The 15,735-nt window shown below is 71.4% G+C and carries 15 protein-coding genes; 10 read left to right on the forward strand and 5 right to left on the reverse strand.

Going from position 1 to position 15,735, the window contains the following annotated elements; translation table 11 throughout:
• Window positions 1-105 precede the first annotated feature (105 nt).
• Window positions 106-285: a hypothetical protein gene (locus ACFY16_RS32800; RefSeq protein WP_390650848.1), complete on the reverse strand. Its 180-nt coding sequence runs from the start codon at window positions 283-285 to the stop codon at window positions 106-108.
• A gap of 203 nt (window positions 286-488) precedes the next feature.
• Window positions 489-1,364: an undecaprenyl-diphosphate phosphatase gene (locus tag ACFY16_RS32805; RefSeq protein ID WP_390650849.1), complete on the reverse strand. Its 876-nt coding sequence runs from the start codon at window positions 1,362-1,364 to the stop codon at window positions 489-491.
• Between the two features lie 302 nt (window positions 1,365-1,666).
• Here ACFY16_RS32805 and ACFY16_RS32810 point away from each other — a divergent pair, with 302 nt between their 5' ends.
• From ACFY16_RS32810 to ACFY16_RS32825, 4 genes are read left to right on the forward strand one after another with little or no spacing between them, the layout of a single operon-like run.
• On the forward strand, window positions 1,667-2,890 hold the full coding sequence (locus ACFY16_RS32810; protein ID WP_390650850.1) for a Gfo/Idh/MocA family protein: 1,224 nt from the start codon (window positions 1,667-1,669) through the stop codon (window positions 2,888-2,890).
• Window positions 2,887-3,816: a PmoA family protein gene (locus tag ACFY16_RS32815; protein ID WP_390650851.1), complete on the forward strand. Its 930-nt coding sequence runs from the start codon at window positions 2,887-2,889 to the stop codon at window positions 3,814-3,816. Before ACFY16_RS32810 ends, ACFY16_RS32815 begins: the two co-directional genes overlap by 4 nt.
• Window positions 3,810-4,541 carry a cupin domain-containing protein gene (locus ACFY16_RS32820; protein WP_390650852.1) on the forward strand — a complete coding sequence of 244 codons (732 nt, stop codon included), beginning with the start codon at window positions 3,810-3,812 and terminating at the stop codon, window positions 4,539-4,541. Before ACFY16_RS32815 ends, ACFY16_RS32820 begins: the two co-directional genes overlap by 7 nt.
• Complete coding sequence (locus ACFY16_RS32825; RefSeq protein WP_390650853.1) at window positions 4,538-5,056, forward strand: GNAT family N-acetyltransferase; 519 nt, start codon at window positions 4,538-4,540, stop codon at window positions 5,054-5,056. Before ACFY16_RS32820 ends, ACFY16_RS32825 begins: the two co-directional genes overlap by 4 nt.
• A gap of 94 nt (window positions 5,057-5,150) precedes the next feature.
• Here ACFY16_RS32825 and ACFY16_RS32830 read toward each other — a convergent pair whose 3' ends face one another.
• On the reverse strand, window positions 5,151-5,621 hold the full coding sequence (locus ACFY16_RS32830; protein WP_390650854.1) for a winged helix-turn-helix transcriptional regulator: 471 nt from the start codon (window positions 5,619-5,621) through the stop codon (window positions 5,151-5,153).
• A gap of 115 nt (window positions 5,622-5,736) precedes the next feature.
• On the opposite strand from ACFY16_RS32830, the gene ACFY16_RS32835 reads away from it, so the two are divergent.
• Entirely contained in the window at window positions 5,737-6,906 is a 1,170-nt protein-coding gene (locus ACFY16_RS32835) for a thiolase family protein (protein WP_390650855.1), read from the forward strand.
• A gap of 7 nt (window positions 6,907-6,913) precedes the next feature.
• On the opposite strand, the gene ACFY16_RS32840 is transcribed toward ACFY16_RS32835, so the two are convergent.
• Window positions 6,914-7,654, reverse strand: a complete 741-nt coding sequence (locus ACFY16_RS32840; RefSeq protein ID WP_390650856.1) for a TVP38/TMEM64 family protein — start codon at window positions 7,652-7,654, stop codon at window positions 6,914-6,916.
• Between the two features lie 364 nt (window positions 7,655-8,018).
• On the opposite strand from ACFY16_RS32840, the gene tuf reads away from it, so the two are divergent.
• From tuf to ACFY16_RS32855, 3 genes are all read left to right on the forward strand, one after another.
• On the forward strand, window positions 8,019-9,188 hold the full coding sequence (gene tuf / locus ACFY16_RS32845) for an elongation factor Tu (protein WP_390650857.1): 1,170 nt from the start codon (window positions 8,019-8,021) through the stop codon (window positions 9,186-9,188).
• A gap of 97 nt (window positions 9,189-9,285) precedes the next feature.
• The gene (locus ACFY16_RS32850) at window positions 9,286-10,131 is read left to right on the forward strand and encodes a spermidine synthase (RefSeq protein ID WP_390650858.1); all 846 of its coding nucleotides are present in this window, start codon (window positions 9,286-9,288) and stop codon (window positions 10,129-10,131) included.
• A 221-nt stretch (window positions 10,132-10,352) separates the two neighbouring features.
• Window positions 10,353-11,300, forward strand: coding sequence for an MIP/aquaporin family protein (locus ACFY16_RS32855; RefSeq protein WP_390650859.1), 948 nt, complete (start codon window positions 10,353-10,355; stop codon window positions 11,298-11,300).
• Window positions 11,301-11,315: 15 nt separating this feature from the next.
• On the opposite strand, the gene ACFY16_RS32860 is transcribed toward ACFY16_RS32855, so the two are convergent.
• Window positions 11,316-12,332 carry a hypothetical protein gene (locus ACFY16_RS32860; protein ID WP_390650860.1) on the reverse strand — a complete coding sequence of 339 codons (1,017 nt, stop codon included), beginning with the start codon at window positions 12,330-12,332 and terminating at the stop codon, window positions 11,316-11,318.
• 135 nt (window positions 12,333-12,467) lie between these two features.
• Here ACFY16_RS32860 and ACFY16_RS32865 point away from each other — a divergent pair, with 135 nt between their 5' ends.
• A complete protein-coding gene (locus ACFY16_RS32865; protein WP_351151056.1) occupies window positions 12,468-12,905 on the forward strand; it encodes a DUF4442 domain-containing protein in 438 nt (145 codons plus the stop codon).
• A gap of 342 nt (window positions 12,906-13,247) precedes the next feature.
• Complete coding sequence (locus ACFY16_RS32870; protein ID WP_390650861.1) at window positions 13,248-15,725, forward strand: beta-glucosidase; 2,478 nt, start codon at window positions 13,248-13,250, stop codon at window positions 15,723-15,725.
• Window positions 15,726-15,735 lie beyond the last annotated feature (10 nt).

Consider the following 15,735-nt stretch of genomic DNA (forward strand, 5'->3'; position numbering starts at 1 on the left):
CTAACGGACGGTCATGGAGGGAGCGGCGGGCGACACGGGAGCAGTACGGCCGAACGGTGCGCGGCTTGTGGTGACCCCCCTCGGGCGGCAGGACGTGGGGACGGCTCAGGCCGCCTTGATGACCCTGCCGCGGATCGCCGCGGCCCACTCGACCACCAACAGCTCGTACTCCGCCCGCTCCTGGGCCGACAAGGAGCCGCCCGCGCGCATCCAGAGCGCCCGGATCTGTTCGTTCACCTCGGCGGCACAGCGCACGGAACCAGGGGCCACGGATTCGGGGGACATGCGGGCAAGCCTAGGCGCAAGCACTGACACTGCGCTACCGGATGGCTACTCAGACCGTATGGGGTTGGTCACCGACGCGTGATCAGCCGACGACGCGTGATCGGTCGATCCGGACGACGCCACGCAGAGCGCACCGACCGGCGTCACGGCAGAGGCCGCACGCGAGCAGATGCGGTGGGTCCCCGAAGCGGTCCTGCAGCGGATCAGCCCGCCGACTCCGCCGCGTGCGGGCTCAGCACACCCGCCGTGACCAGGGCGATGACGACGATGCCGAGGGCGACGCGGTAGTAGACGAACGGCATGAAGCTCTTCGTGGAGATGAACTTCATGAACCACGCGATGACGGCGTAGCCGGACGCGAACGCGATCACCGTCGCGAACATCGTCGGCCCCCACGCCACATGGTCGCTCTCCAAGGCGTCCTTGGTCTCGAAGGCCCCGGACGCGAGGACCGCCGGCATGGCGAGGAGGAAGGAGTAGCGGGCGGCGGCCTCGCGCTTGTAGCCCATGAACAGGCCGCCGCTGATGGTCGCGCCGGACCGGGAGACGCCGGGGATGAGGGCGCAGGCCTGGCAGAGGCCGTAGATCAGGCCGTCCTTCGCGCTGAGGTCCTCAAGGGTCTTGCGCTGCTTGGGTGCCCGGTGCCGGCCACCCTGCTCGTCGCGGGCCGCGAGCCGGTCCGCGATGCCGATGACGATGCCGACGACGATCAGCATGGTCGCCGTGACCCGCAGATCGCGGAACGGACCCTCGATCTGGTCCTTGAGCGTCAGGCCGAGCACACCGATCGGGATCGAGCCGACGATCACCAACCAGCCCATCTGCGCGTCGTGGTCGCTGCGCATCGCCTTGTCGAACAGCGAGCGGCACCATGCGGAAATGATCCGCCCGATGTCCTTGCGGAAGTAGATCAGCACAGCGGCCTCCGTGCCGATCTGCGTGATCGCCGTGAAGGCCGCCCCCGGGTCGTGCCAGCCCGAGAAGGCGGCGGTCAACCGCAGGTGCGCGCTGGAGGAGACGGGGAGGAACTCGGTCAGCCCCTGGACGAGTCCGAGGATGAGGGATTCAAACCAAGACATGAAGTGAGGGAGTCCAAGTGCCGATTGTGGGAGGGACGAGGGGCCGCCGGGTCCGCCATGCGGTGATACGGACACGCGTTCCGTCGCGCGCGTTGATCACGTGCGCCGTGGGGCAGCGTAGCGTCCCCGGGTGACAGGCCCACCACAGGGGTTTCGAAGGCGGTCGGCGAGGAGGTCGGCGAGGAGGTGCCTCCGGGTGTTGACCGGCCACGGTGCCGCCGCATACGTTGCAGCGAAAGGGAAAGCGCTTACTGTCGCCCTGCCGTCCTGTTCGCCGCTCCGGAGGAGTGCTGATCACGTCCATGCCCACGCCCGCCGCCCACCCCGGGACGTCCCAGCCCCACTCCGCTCCGCTCGCCTCCGCGCACCCCGCTCCGCTCACCGGCCGCCGCATCCGCGCCGCCGTCATCGGCACCGGCGCCATCGCGCGCGGTTCCCATCTGCCGGCGCTGGCGCAGCTGGCCGGGGAGGGCGAGACCGAGGTCGTCGCCGCGGTCGACATCGACGCCGTCGCCGTGCAGGAGTTCTGTACGGCGGGCGGGATTCCGCACGCGTACACCGACCTGGACCGGATGCTGCGCGAGCAGCGGCCCGACCTGGTCACCATCTGCACCCCGCCGACCCTGCACCGTGAGCAGACGGTGGCGGCGCTGCGTGCCGGGGCCTGGGTGTGGTGCGAGAAACCGCCGGTGCCGACCCTCGCCGACTTCGACGCCGTCGAGGCGGAGGAGGGCGCCGAGGGCGGTCCCTACGCGTCGATCGTCTTCCAGCACCGTTTCGGCTCCGGTTCCCGGCACGTCCGCAGGCTGCTCACCGAGCGGACCATGGGCCGGCCGCTCGTGGCGCACTGCCAGACCACCTGGTACCGCGACACCGCCTACTACGCCGTGCCCTGGCGGGGCCGCTGGCAGACCGAGGGCGGAGGACCGGCGATGGGGCACGGGATCCACCAGATGGATCTGCTGCTCGATCTGCTCGGACCGTGGAGCGAGGTGCGGGCCATGGCCGGTCGCCTGGTCCACGACGTGGAGACCGAGGATGTCTCGACGGCCCTGGTCCGCTTCGAGAACGGGGCCATGGCGACGATCGTCAACAGTGTTCTCAGCCCCGACGAGGTCAGCCGCATCCGTATCGACTGCGAGCGCGCCACCGTCGAACTCACCCACCTCTACGGGCACAGCAACGCCGACTGGCGCATCACTCCGGCCGCGGACGTGCCGGGCGACGAGGCGGCGGCCTGGCAGGACTTCGGCGCGGACGTGCCCAGTTCACACCTGGAGCAGCTGCGCGAACTGGTGGCGAGCATGCGCGCCGGGGAGCGGCCGCGCAGCAGCGGCGAAGACGGACGCACCAGCCTGGAGCTGATCAGCGCGCTGTACAAATCGGCGTTCACGGACGTCACCGTGCGACGGGGCGAGATCGGGCCCGGCGACCCGTTCTACACGGCCCTGCACGGGGGTGTGCCCGGCTGGGCGCCCGCGACCGTCGTCGAACAGCCCGACACGAGCGAGGAGGTGCCCGCATGACGAACGGACTGCGCATCGTCCACGCGCACGGCGACCGCATCACGGTGACCGAACCCACCACCGGTGTCGAGCTGCTCTCCTACGTCTACCGGCCGGAGGCGGCCTGGGAGGCGCCCAAGCCGTACATCCACCCCATCCGCACCCTGGCCGGCGACGTCGTCACCGACTACCGGCCCAACGACCACCGCTGGCACAAGGGCCTGTCGCTGACCGCCTCCCATCTGTCGGGGGCGAATCTGTGGGGCGGAAACACATACGTTCACGGAAAGGGATATCTCGAACTACCAGAGCGCGTCGGCTCGATGGCGCACGTCGCCTTCGACGAGGTCGTCTCGGACGGAGACCGTGTCGTCATCGCCGAGCGGCTCACCTGGCACCCGTACAGCGGGGAGCTGTGGGCGGAGGAACAGCGCCGCGTCGAGATCCACGACGTCGACCCGGCCTCCGGCTCCTGGGCGCTGACCTGGACGACCGCCGTGACGAACCGGCGCGACGAGCCGCTGCGGTTCGGCAGCCCGACCACCGCCGGGCGTGAGTCGGCCGGCTACACGGGCCTGTTCTGGCGTGGCCCGCGCGCCTTCCGCGAGGGCCGTGTCATCGGACCCGAGGGCGAGGGGCAGGAACTCATGGGTTCCCAGTCGCCCTGGCTCGCCCTCTCCGGTGAGCACGACGGCACGGACGGCCACGCCACCCTCGTCTTCGCGCACGCCCCGGAGAACGACCACGCCGGCACCCAGGGCGCCCACCCCGCCCACTGGTTCGTCCGCAACGACCCCTTCGCCGGCGTCGCCCCGTCCTGGTCCTTCCACGACGAGCTCGAACTCGCCCCCGGCGACACGCTCACCCGCCGCTACCGGATCGTGGTGGCCGACGGGGCCTGGGAACGGGAGGAGATCGCCAAGTATCTGGAGGCGCACCCGTGGTGAGCGCGGCGGAGTTCGCCGGTCTGCCGGGCGGGGTCGGTCTGTCGCAGTTGTCGGTGTACGACTGGCCGGCGGCCGACGGTCTGTGCGGCGGAACCCCTCATATGCACCTGGCCTGTTCGGAGGCGTACGTCGTCACGGGCGGGCGCGGCGCCGTGCAGACGCTCACCGCGTCCGGGTACGCGGTCACGCCGCTCGCGCCGGGCACGGTCGCCTGGTTTTCGCCCGGCACGATCCACCGGCTGGTCAACGAGGACGACCTGCGCATCACCGTCCTGATGCAGAACAGCGGTCTGCCGGAGGCGGGCGACGCGGTGCTCACCCTGCCTGCGCCGTACCTGACCGATCCGGAGACGTACGCCGCCGCGACGACGATCCCGGCCGACGCGCCCGAGACGGAGCGGGAGCGGATCGCCCGCGCCCGCCGCGACCTCGCCCTGGAGGGCTACCGGGCGCTGCGCGCCGCGGAAGGGCCCGAGGCGCTGGCTGCCTTTCACCGGGCCGCCGGCGCGCTGGTGCGGCCCCGGATCGCCGAGTGGCGCGAGCGCTGGCGGTGCGGCGCGGAGGCGGCCGCCGCGGCGACGGGGGAGCAGCTCGACCGCCTCGAACGGGGCGACCTCTCCCACCTCGGCGGGGCCCTCGTACGATCCGAACAGCCCTCGGAGTACGGGCGGTTCGGGATGTGCGGGCGGCTCGACGTGTACGAGGTCCGGCAGGGGAGCGTGTGAACGGACGGGCGGCCGGTTCGGTCCGCGACAGGACGGACGACGACCTCGCGGTGTGCGTGCGGGTCCTGGCCGAGGTCCATCGGCGTGACGGCTATCCCGTGAACTGGCCCGACCGGCCCGGGGAGTGGCTGTCGCCGGCCTCCTCCCTCGGGGCCTGGGTGGCCGAGCTCGACGGCCGTCTCGCCGGCCACGTCGGACTGTCACGGAGCGCGGAGGGCGATCTCGCTCCCGGGCTGTGGAGCGAGCGCACCGGAGCGGCCGCGGAGTCGGCCGCCGTCGTCGGCCGGCTGTTCGTCGCGCCGTGGGCCCGGGGGTACGGCATCGGCGCCCTGCTGATCGACCGGGCCGTGCGGGAGGCGAGGCGGCACGGTCTGCACCCGGTGCTCGACGTCGTGTCCTCCGACACCGCCGCGGCCGCCCTGTACGAGCGGCTGGGGTGGAAGCGCATGGCGACGGTCGAGCAGGTGTGGGGGCCGGGCCTGACGGTGGCCGTCCACTGCTACGCCGGCCCCTGAGGGCGGCGGTACCCGCGCTCCTCAGGGGCGTGGGGAACTGCGGGACCAGCCACGGCCGGCCCGCGAGTTCGTCGCCCCGCTTCCAGCGGAGCGCTCAGGCCGCCGTCGGCCCCGTCACCGTCCAGCCCGGGGCCTGGGGGTGGGCCGTCAGGTCCTCGTGCCGGACCTCGTCGCCGCAGGCCGAGCAGGTGACGAGCGGCACCAGTTCGTTGCCGCAGAGGTGCTCGATCACCATGGGGCGATCGTCGTCTTCACGGAGATGACGGTCGCCCCACGCCATGAGGGTCACCAGGACCGGCTCCAGCTCGAGACCGGCCTGCGTGGGCCGGTACTCGAACCGCTGCGGGCGCTCGCTGTAGGCGCGCTTCGTCAGGATCCCGGCGTCGACGAGCCGGCGCAGCCGGGTGGCCAGGACGTCGCGCGGGGCGCCGATGTTGCGCACCATCTGGTCGAAGCGTCCGTTGCCGAGACACACCTCCCGCAGGACGAGCAGGGAGTACTTCTCACCGACGAGCGCCAGGGCGTCGGCGATGGAGCAGGGGCGCGGGTCTCGGGTGGCGGCCATGAAGTCGATTCTAGGGGAGGGTTTGATTTTCCAACTCGCAGAGCTATGGTGAGTTTGAATTTCCTACTCACCAGTAATCGCACTGGTGGCCCCAGCGGCCAAGGAGGCCCGCACCATGCGTGACGCAGTCATCGTCGAAGCCGTACGCACCCCCATAGGCAAGGGCAAGCCGAACGGCGCCCTCGCGCACGTCCACCCCGTCGAGCTTCTCGCCCACACCCTGCGCACCCTCGTCGACCGCTCGGGCATCGATCCGGCGCTCATCGACGACGTCATCGGTGGCACGGTCACCCAGGTCGGTGAGCAGTCCGTCAACATCACCCGGCAGGCCGTCCTGTCGGCGGGCTTCCCGGAGTCGGTGCCCGCGACCACGGTGGACCGCCAGTGCGGCTCCTCCCAGCAGGCGGTGCACTTCGCGGCGCAGGGCGTGATGTCAGGGGCGTACGACCTGGTCGTCGCCTGTGGTGTGGAGTCCATGGGCCGGGTGCCGATGGGATCGGCGGTGCTGCCGGGCACCGACCCCTTCGGTCCCGGAGTCGCCGGGCGCTACCCGGAGGGCCTCGTGCCGCAGGGCATCAGTGCCGAACTCATCGCGGCGAAGTGGTCCATGACGCGTGAGGAGTTGGACGCCTTCGCGGTCTCCTCGCACCGGAAGGCGGCCGCGGCCTGGGACGCGGGCCTCTTCGACGCCCAGGTCGCCCCCTTGGAGGGCATCACCCGCGACGAGTGCGTACGGCCCGGCAGCACCCCCGAGATCCTCGCCGGCCTCAAGCCCGCCTACTACGACCCCGGTTTCGCCGAGCGCTTCCCGCAGATCGAGTGGAACGTCACCGCGGGCAACGCCAGCCCGATCAACGACGGAGCCTCGGCCGTACTCATCATGGCCGGCGAGACCGCGGCCCGCCTCGGTCTGCGCCCGCTGGCCCGCCTGCACAGCTTCGCCGTCACCGGCTCCGACCCGCTGCTGATGCTCACCGGCGTCATCCCGGCGACCGAGAAGGTACTGCGCAGGGCCTCCCTCACCCTCGACGACATCGACCTGTTCGAGGTCAACGAGGCGTTCTCCAGTGTGGTGCTGGCCTGGCGGCAGGAGACCGGCGCCGACCTCGCCAAGGTCAACGTGCACGGCGGCGCGATCGCGCTCGGGCATCCCCTCGGCGCGAGCGGCACCCGTCTGACCACGACCCTGGTCCACGCGATGCGCGAGCGCGGAGCCCGCTACGCGCTGCAGACGATGTGCGAGGCGGGCGGCCTCGCCAACGCCATGATCCTGGAAGCCGTGTAACAGGCCGTCAGCTGGGCCGCAGGTGGTGGCGCTTGCGCCAGGCCACCACCGCGCCCACCAGCGCCGGTACGGCGATACAGGCCATCGCGATCAGGAACGCGGGCGACGTCGGCGCGGAGGCACGGGCGCCCGCGACGACGTACGCGGCGGTGTTCGGAACCGACCCGAGCGCCGTCGCGAGCAGGAACGGCAGCCAGCCCATGCGGGAGACGGCGGCGCAGTAGTTCGCCGCCCAGAACGGCACCCCGGGGAACAGCCGGGCCGCCATCATCGAGCGGAAGCCGTGCCGGCTGAGCTGTCCGTCCGCCGCCTTCAGCCAGCGACCCCGCAGCAGCGGCCGCAGCGCGTCCTGCCCGAGCACCCGGCCCAGACCGAAGGCGATCCCGGCGCCGAGCACGGTGCCCGCCAGTGCCGAACCGACCCCGAGCTGCGAGCCGAACAGCGCGCCCGCCGCCAGGTTCAGCAACGGCCGGGGCACGAACGCCACCGTGCACAGGCCGTACGCCACTGCGAACACGACGGCCGCCGCGGCACCCCCGACATGCGGCGGCCAGCCGTGCGCCAGCAGCTTCTGCGGCTCGAAGAGCAGCACGACGAGCAGCGCGAACCGGGACCAGGGCGAGAGCAGTGCTCTCGTGCAGCGCGAGCCGAAACCGGCGGGCGCGGACAGGGCGACGGTGAACTCCGTCGCGGCGGCCCGGGGAGAGGCCGTGGCGGTGCCCCCAGAGCGGGTGGTGGCATCGAGCATCCGGTGACAGTAACCGACTTACGTGTGTGATCGCCGTATGGGCCCCCGGAAAACCACGTCCACGCGCGCGTGCCCTCGACGGACCGGCACGGAAAACCATTCGACGCGAGGTGACGCGTCGGCGATGATCGGCGTCATGTTCCGGTACGCCTTCCTCCTCGCAGCATCCGCGGTCGCGGATGCCCCGAAGGCTGCCGTTCCCGTGGTCGTCGCAGCAGTCGACGGCGCCCGAAGCTGACCCTCTCCGGATAGTCCGGCGGACCCCGCAGGGGGAGGGTCGGCCAGTTCCCCGGGGTCCCCGTCCCGGCCGCGCTCCGAGCGCCGGGACCTCACTCGGCTCACTGAGAGGCTTCGAGGTACCGCCATGCCCAAGACGGCATACGTGCGCACAAAACCGCATCTGAACATCGGCACGATGGGCCACGTCGACCACGGCAAGACCACCCTGACCGCCGCCATCACCAAGGTCCTCGCCGACCGCGGGGCCGGCACCTTCGTGCCGTTCGACCGCATCGACCGGGCGCCGGAGGAGGCCGCGCGCGGCATCACCATCAACATCGCGCACGTCGAGTACGAGACCGACACCCGGCACTACGCGCACGTGGACATGCCCGGCCACGCCGACTACGTCAAGAACATGGTCACCGGGGCCGCGCAGCTCGACGGGGCGATCCTCGTCGTCTCCGCGCTCGACGGGATCATGCCGCAGACCGCCGAGCACGTGCTGCTCGCCCGCCAGGTCGGCGTCGACCACATCGTCGTCGCGCTCAACAAGGCCGACATGGGCGACGAGGAGCTCTCCGACCTTGTCGAGCTGGAGGTCCGCGAACTGCTCACCGCGCACGGCTACGGCGGCGACGCCGCTCCCGTCGTACGCGTCTCCGGGCTGAGGGCCCTGGAGGGCGACCCGCGCTGGACGGCGTCGATCGAGGCGCTGCTCGACGCGGTGGACACGTATGTGCCCATGCCGGAGCGGTACGTGGACGCGCCGTTCCTGCTGCCGGTGGAGAACGTGCTCACCATCACCGGCCGGGGCACCGTGGTCACGGGCGCCGTGGAGCGCGGCACGGTCCGCGTCGGCGACCGGATCGAGGTGCTCGGCGCCGGTGTCGAGACCGTCGTCACCGGCGTCGAGACCTTCGGCAAGCCCATGACGGAGGCGCAGGCCGGCGACAATGTCGCGCTGCTGCTGCGCGGAGTGCCGCGTGACGCGGTGCGGCGCGGGCACGTCGTCGCGGCGCCCGGCAGCGTGCTGCCCCGGCGGCGTTTCACGGCGCAGGTGTACGTGCTGTCGGGGCGCGAGGGCGGCCGTACCACCCCGGTGTCGACCGGATACCGGCCGCAGTTCTACATCCGCACCGCGGACGTGGTCGGCGACGTCGACCTCGGCGAGACGGCGGTCGCCCGCCCCGGCGACACCGTCACGATGACGGTCGAGCTGGGCCGCGAGGTCCCGCTGGAGCCGGGGCTCGGCTTCGCCATCCGCGAGGGTGGGCGGACCGTCGGGGCGGGGACCGTGACCGCCGTCGAGTGACGGGTACTCCATGCCCGGGGGACCGCGGGGCCGGCTACGGCCGGTCGCGCGGTCCCCCCGGCCACTCCCGGGCGCACCACGCGGGCACAATGGGAAGGTGAACGAGCCCATACCCGTAAGCCGAGTCGTCGATCACGGGTTCGCCAAGCTGATGCCCGACGTCGATCGGGAGCGGGCCTGGCTGCTGACCGTCGACGGGGCACCGCAGTCGTACGTCGACCTGGACGCGCCGACGCATCTGGAGTTCGAGTACGCCCGCAGGCTCGGGCACGTCCTGGACACCGTCGCGGAGCCGGGGCGTCCACTGGACGCGCTGCACCTCGGCGGCGGCGCGCTCACACTGCCCCGGTACCTGGCCGCGACCCGGCCCGGCTCCCGGCAGGACGTCGTCGAGGCCGACGAGGGCCTGCTGAAACTGGTCGTCGAGCACCTCCCGCTCCCGGACGGCGCGGGCGTCACCCTGCACGCGGCTGACGCCCGCGTCTGGCTGGAGGCCGCCCCCGACGACTCGGCCGACGTCCTCGTCGCCGACGTCTTCGGCGGCTCCCGCGTCCCCGCGCACCTGACGTCCGTCGGCTACGCCCGCGAGGCCGGGCGGGTTCTGCGCGACGGCGGCGTCTACCTGGCCAACCTCGCCGACGCCGCGCCCTTCGCCTTCCTGCGCTCCCAACTCGCGACCTTCGCGACGGTGTTCCCGGCCCTCACGCTGATCGCCGAACCGGGCGTGCTGCGCGGCCGCCGCTTCGGCAACGCGGTGCTCGTCGCCGCGCACCACCCGCTCGACACCGCGGCCCTGACCCGGCTCGCCGCCGCCGACGCCTTCCCGGCGCGCGTCGAACACGGGGCCGCGCTGAGGGACTTCATGGGCGACGCGCGGCCCGTACGGGACGAGGACGCCGTACCGTCACCCGAGCCCCCCGACGGGGCTTTCGGTATCGGTTGACCCCCTCTCGGCCCCCGGCCCGCCCTGGGCCACCGGCTTGGTCCTCCGGCGCGGACGCCCACACGAACGGCCGACGGAACGGCAACCGCTTCCGCCTTCGCGGGCTCGGGCGGGACATGGCGTCACCGAGCCCGTAGGTCCAGGCCACGGTAGGATGACCAGCATCGGAGGGAGGGGATCGAGCGCCTTTCGGCGCGACAAATGACAGTCTGGGAGGATCCATGGCTGTAGAGATCCCACCACTTCTCAAGCCCTCTCGGCTCAGGCGCCGGGGAGGCCTGTGGGGCGAATGCCTGGCAGAGTTCCTCGGGACGTTCGTTCTCATCTCCTTCGGCTGCGGCGCGGTGGCCATGGCGGTCGCCGCCCTGCCGGGCTCGGGTCGTACATCGGGGCCCACGACATTCTTCTGGGGAGCAGGGGACTGGCTGCTGATCACCTGGGGCTGGGGACTGGCCGTGACCTTCGGTGTGTACGTGGCCGGGGGAGTGAGCGGGGCGCACCTCAACCCGGCGGTGACCCTGGCCTTCGCGGTGCGCCGGAAATTCGCCTGGGCCAAGGTCCTCCCGTACATGGCGTCGCAGCTGATCGGGGCATTCACCGGCGCCGCGCTCGTCTACGGGGTCTACCACAACGCGATCAGTACCTTCGACGCCGCCATGAAGGGCCCGAAGACCAATGGCCACACGCTCGCGTCCTTCTCCATCTTCGGCACGTTCCCGGCGCCGTATTTCCACGGCGGCATCTGGGGACCACTGTTCGACCAGATCGTCGGCACCATGTTCCTGGTGATGCTGATCGTCGCCGTCGTCGATCTGCGTAACACCGCGGTGAAGGCCAACTTGGGCCCCTTGATCATCGGATTCGCTGTCGCGGCGATCGGCATGTCCTACGGGGCGAACGCCGGCTACGCCATCAATCCCGCCCGTGACCTGGGCCCGCGCCTGCTCACCTGGGCTGCGGGATGGCAGGACCTGGCGATGCCCGGCACCGTGTCGGGGGCGTTCAGCAACTACTTCTGGATCCCCATTGTCGGGCCGCTGGTCGGCGGCGTGATCGGAGTGCTCGTCTACGACCTGTTCATCGGGGACATCCTGCACATCCGTGCCCAGCAGGCGGCCGAACCGGAAGTCGGACGGACGCGGCCCGAGAAAGGCACGGATGAGGAGTAGTGGCGTTCGGCCCGGTCAGCTCTCCGCCGGGTCCCCGTGCAGCCGCACCGTGCTGAGGATCTTCATGATGGTCGCCTTCGGGACCTCTTCGTCGACACCCTTGGCCCCGTAGAGGTTCCAGGAGACGAAGTCGTCGGCGGAGTTCTTGAAGCCGAACGTGATCGCCTTGCCGTCGCCGGCGCACGTGCCCTTCTGCGGCGTGTCAGTGGATTGCGCCCAGGCGTAACTGCCCTTGATCCCGGAGGCGGTCGTGTAGGGCGTGGCCTTCTTGTCGAACGTGAGCGACTTCTTGTCCGGCTGGGTGTAGCCGCCGTAGACCCACCAGGCCGGGGTGTCGATCGCGACGTCGTCGGCGCTCTTGGCGCCGCTGGCACCCTTCGTGCCCACCACGGCCAGCGGTGTGTCGTCGGTCAGGCCGTTCTTGTCGTCGTCGGACGTGCACCACTTCGACTGGTACTCGGCCGTACCGGACATGCTGATGATCGGCTTGGTGTCGTCCGACTCCGTCTCCTCGAAGCCGATGCTCAGGCCGGGAGACCGGACCTCCCAGTCCGCCGGTACGTCGAAGGCGACGCCCCACTTGGGGTTCACTACGACCTTCCAGCCGGCGACCGTCGGCTTCTCGGTCTCGTTGCCGCGCGGGTTGTCGTCAGTGGCGGCCGAGTCGCTCGGCTCCGCGGTCGTGGACCGGCTCGGCTTCTTGTCCTTGCCGTAGACCTCGACCGGCTTGTCGTCCTTGCCCAGGACCAGGTACCCGGTGACGGCGGCCGCCACCACGACGGCCGTGGCGGCCAGGATCGCGATCAGCTTGGTCCGGTTGCCACCGCCACCGCCACCGCCGCTCGGCTGTGGCTGAGGGAAGCCGGCAGGTGAGGGCGTGCCCCACTGCGGCTGCTGCCCATAGGGGTTGGGCTGCTGATAGCCGGGCTGCTGATACGGATTCGGCTGCTGGTATCCCGGCTGCTGGTACGGGTTGGTCTGCCCTTGCGGGTTGTGCTCGCCCCCGGGCGGCTGCTGCTGTCCTGGCCACATGCCGAGCAACCCTAGTGCCGCCCGGGACGCGAACCGGTCACGGACCCTTGTCAGGGGCATACCGAAGGCGGAGGCGCAAGGTCTGGCCAGCGGAGGCTACTCGTGGGTAACATGTCGGTCATGAGCGCAGATCAGATGTCGATCGGCGAGTTGCTCGCCGCTACGGTGCCCATGGTTCGGACCCTGAACCTGGAGTACCTGGAGACCACTCCGGAAAAGGCCGTCCTCGCCCTCCCGGACCAGAGCGAGTACCGCAACCACGTCGGCGGACCGCACGCCGGAGCGATGTTCACCCTCGGCGAGTCGGCCAGCGGTGCGATCGTCCTGGCCGCCTTCGGCGACCAGCTCTCCCGCGCTGTGCCGCTGCCCGTCAACGCCGAGATCGCCTTCAAGAAGATCGCGCTCGGCCCGGTCAGGGCCACGGCCACGCTCGGCCGCCCGATCGCGGAGGTCGTCGCCGAACTCGACGCGGGCAAGCGCCCGGAGTTCCCCGTCTCCGTCGCCATCCAGCGCGAGGACGGCGCCGTGACCACTGAGATGACGGTTGTCTGGACCCTGCGCCCCAACAGCTGACTCCCGTCACGGGAGAGGGGTCCCGGCCACGAGTATGTCGTTTCCGGCCGGGACTCTGGTCGGGGGTCACCGCACCGGGAACGGCCCCCTCTCACCCCCTCCTTGCACCCCTCCTTGCCTCCTCCTTTCCCTTCGGTTCTTGTCGGCGCTCCGCCGTTTCCTGTTCGCGTCATTGACACGAGTCACCAGGGGCCATAGTTTTCCCGCCGCGTCGACGGTCTCCAACGAGGTGTCAAGTCGGTCCTCGTGCAAGGTGAGTTCAGAGGGCGAACGCACGCCGGGGAGCCGGGGCGCACCTGCGGTTCACATCGTCGTGCCCGCACACCGAAGGAGTGACGGCCCATGACCGACACCGTCTCCCGGCGATCCGCCCTGACCCTGCTGGGCGTCGCGATCGCCGTCGCCACGGCGGCCACCAGCGGATTCACCCCGACCGCCCGCGCCTACGCCCAGGGCAGACCCGACGCGGGGGCCGGCCCCCGCGTCGAACGCCTCATCGCCAGGCTCACCCTCGACGAGAAGATCTCCCTGCTGCACGGTGCCACCGACCCGGACTCGCTCGGCCAGGCCGGTTACATACCCGGCGTGAAGCGCCTCGGTGTCCCGCCCCTCCGCCTCGCCGACGGCCCGGCCGGCGTCCGCGTCACCCGACACGCCACCGCCCTGCCCGCCCCCGTCCTGCTGGCCGCCGCCTTCGACCCGGACCTCGCCCGCCGCTACGGGCAGGTCATCGGCCGCGAGGGCCGCGCCCTCGGCCAGGACGTCCTGCTGTCCCCGATGGTCAACCTCATCCGCACCCCGTACGCCGGCCGCAACTTCGAGACCTTCAGCGAGGACCCGCTGCTCGCCTCCGACCTGGTCGCCGCCGAGATCGAGGGCATCCAGGGCGAGGGGCTCGTCGCGACCGTCAAGCACTACGCGCTGAACAACCAGGAGAGGGACCGCAACTCCATCGACGTGCGCGTCGACGAGCGGACGATGCACGAGATCGAACTGCGCGGCTTCGAAGCGGCCGTCGCCGCCGGAACCGGCGCCGTCATGGGTGCCTACAACAAGGTCAACGGCACCTTCGCCTGCGAGAACAAGACGCTGCTCACCGACATCCTGCGCGAGCAGTGGGGCTTCGGCGGCTGGGTGATGACCGACTGGTTCGCCGCGCACAGCACCGTGGCGGCCATCACCGCCGGCCTCGACATGGAGATGCCGGACGGGACGTACTTCGGTACGGCGCTGAAGTCGGCCGTCCAGAACGGCAGCGTGCCCGAACAGTTCGTCGACCGCGCCGTGCGCCGCGTCCTCGGCGTCATGGACCGCTTCGGCCTCCTCGACGGCAGCGTGCCCGCCCGCCCGGACCGCGATCCGGAGGCGGGCGCGGCGGTCGCCCTGGAGGTCGCCAGGGCGGGAGCCACCCTGCTGCGCAACGAACGCGGCACGCTGCCCCTGACCGGCGGCGACATCGCGGTGATCGGCCCGAGCGGCACCCTGCCCTTCGTCAGCGGCGGCGGCAGCGCGCACGTCATACCCGACCATGCCGACACCCCCCTGGACGCCATCACCGCACGCGCGGGAAGCGGCGCCAAGGTGACGTACGCGCTCGGCGAGGACCTCTTCGGCAAGGAGATCCCGGCGGCCTCGCTCACGCCCGCCTTCGACAGTGCGGGCCACGACGTCGGCGCCGGGCAGACCTGGACGTACGACGGCACGCTCACCGTCGCCGAGGCCGACGAGTGGACCTTCGTCATCCATTACTCGGGTGCGCCCACCATCCGCCCCAAGGTCCTCCTCGACGGCGTGGAGCTCTTCCCGCTCGCGCCCGGTTACGGCGAGTACTTCATGGGCGGCCTGGTCACCACCGCCCCCGACGGCCTGGCCGTGCGCCGCGCCACGCTCACCCTCGCCAAGGGCACCCACACGCTGAGCATCAGCGCACAGGGCGGCGACGCGGGACAACTGTTCCGGCTGCGGCGCATCACCGGCGCGACCCGGGCACAGGACCTGGCCGAGGCGGTGACGGCGGCGCGCTCGGCCCGGCATGTCGTCCTCTTCGCCTACGAGGACGCCACCGAGGGCCTGGACCGCACGACGATCGCGCTCCCGGGCAACCAGTCCCGGCTCATCGAGGCCGTGACGGCGGCGAACCCGCGCAGCACCGTCGTCCTCAACACCTCCTCCTCGACGTCGATGCCGTGGCTGGAGCTCACCGGGGCCGTGCTCCAGATGTACTACCCGGGCCAGGAGGGCGCGGCCGCCACCGCCGCCGTCCTGTTCGGCGACTGCGATCCGGGCGGCCGGCTCACCCAGTCCTTCCCGTCCGACGACGACCACCACCCCGTCGCCGGCGACCCGCGCCGCTACCCGGGCGTGGACGGCACCGAGGAGTACTCGGAGGGCATCCACGTCGGCTACCGCTGGTACGACGCCGAGGGCGTGCGCCCGCTCTTCCCGTTCGGGCACGGGCTGTCGTACACCTCCTTCGCCTACGAGAACCCTTCGGTCCGGTGGACCCGCCGGGGCCTCGACGTCGGTTTCACCGTCCACAACACCGGCCGGCGGGCGGGCGTCGACGTGCCGCAGGTGTATGTCGGACGCTCGCCCGACCTCCGGCTCGACCAGGCGGTACGGGCGTTGGGCGGATACCGGCGGATCGCGCTGCGGGCAGGGGAGCGGCGCCGGGTCACCGTCCGCGTCGACGCGCGCACGCTGTCCTCGTGGGATGTGAAACGGCACGCCTGGGTGCTCGGCACCGGGCGGCGCACCGTGTGGATCGGTGCGTCGTCCCGCGACCTGCGGCTGCGTACGAGCGTGGAGGTGAGCCGGTGACGCGCGAACG

The sequence above is a fragment of the Streptomyces sp. NPDC001315 genome (genome assembly GCF_042896175.1).
GTDB lineage: Bacteria > Actinomycetota > Actinomycetes > Streptomycetales > Streptomycetaceae > Streptomyces.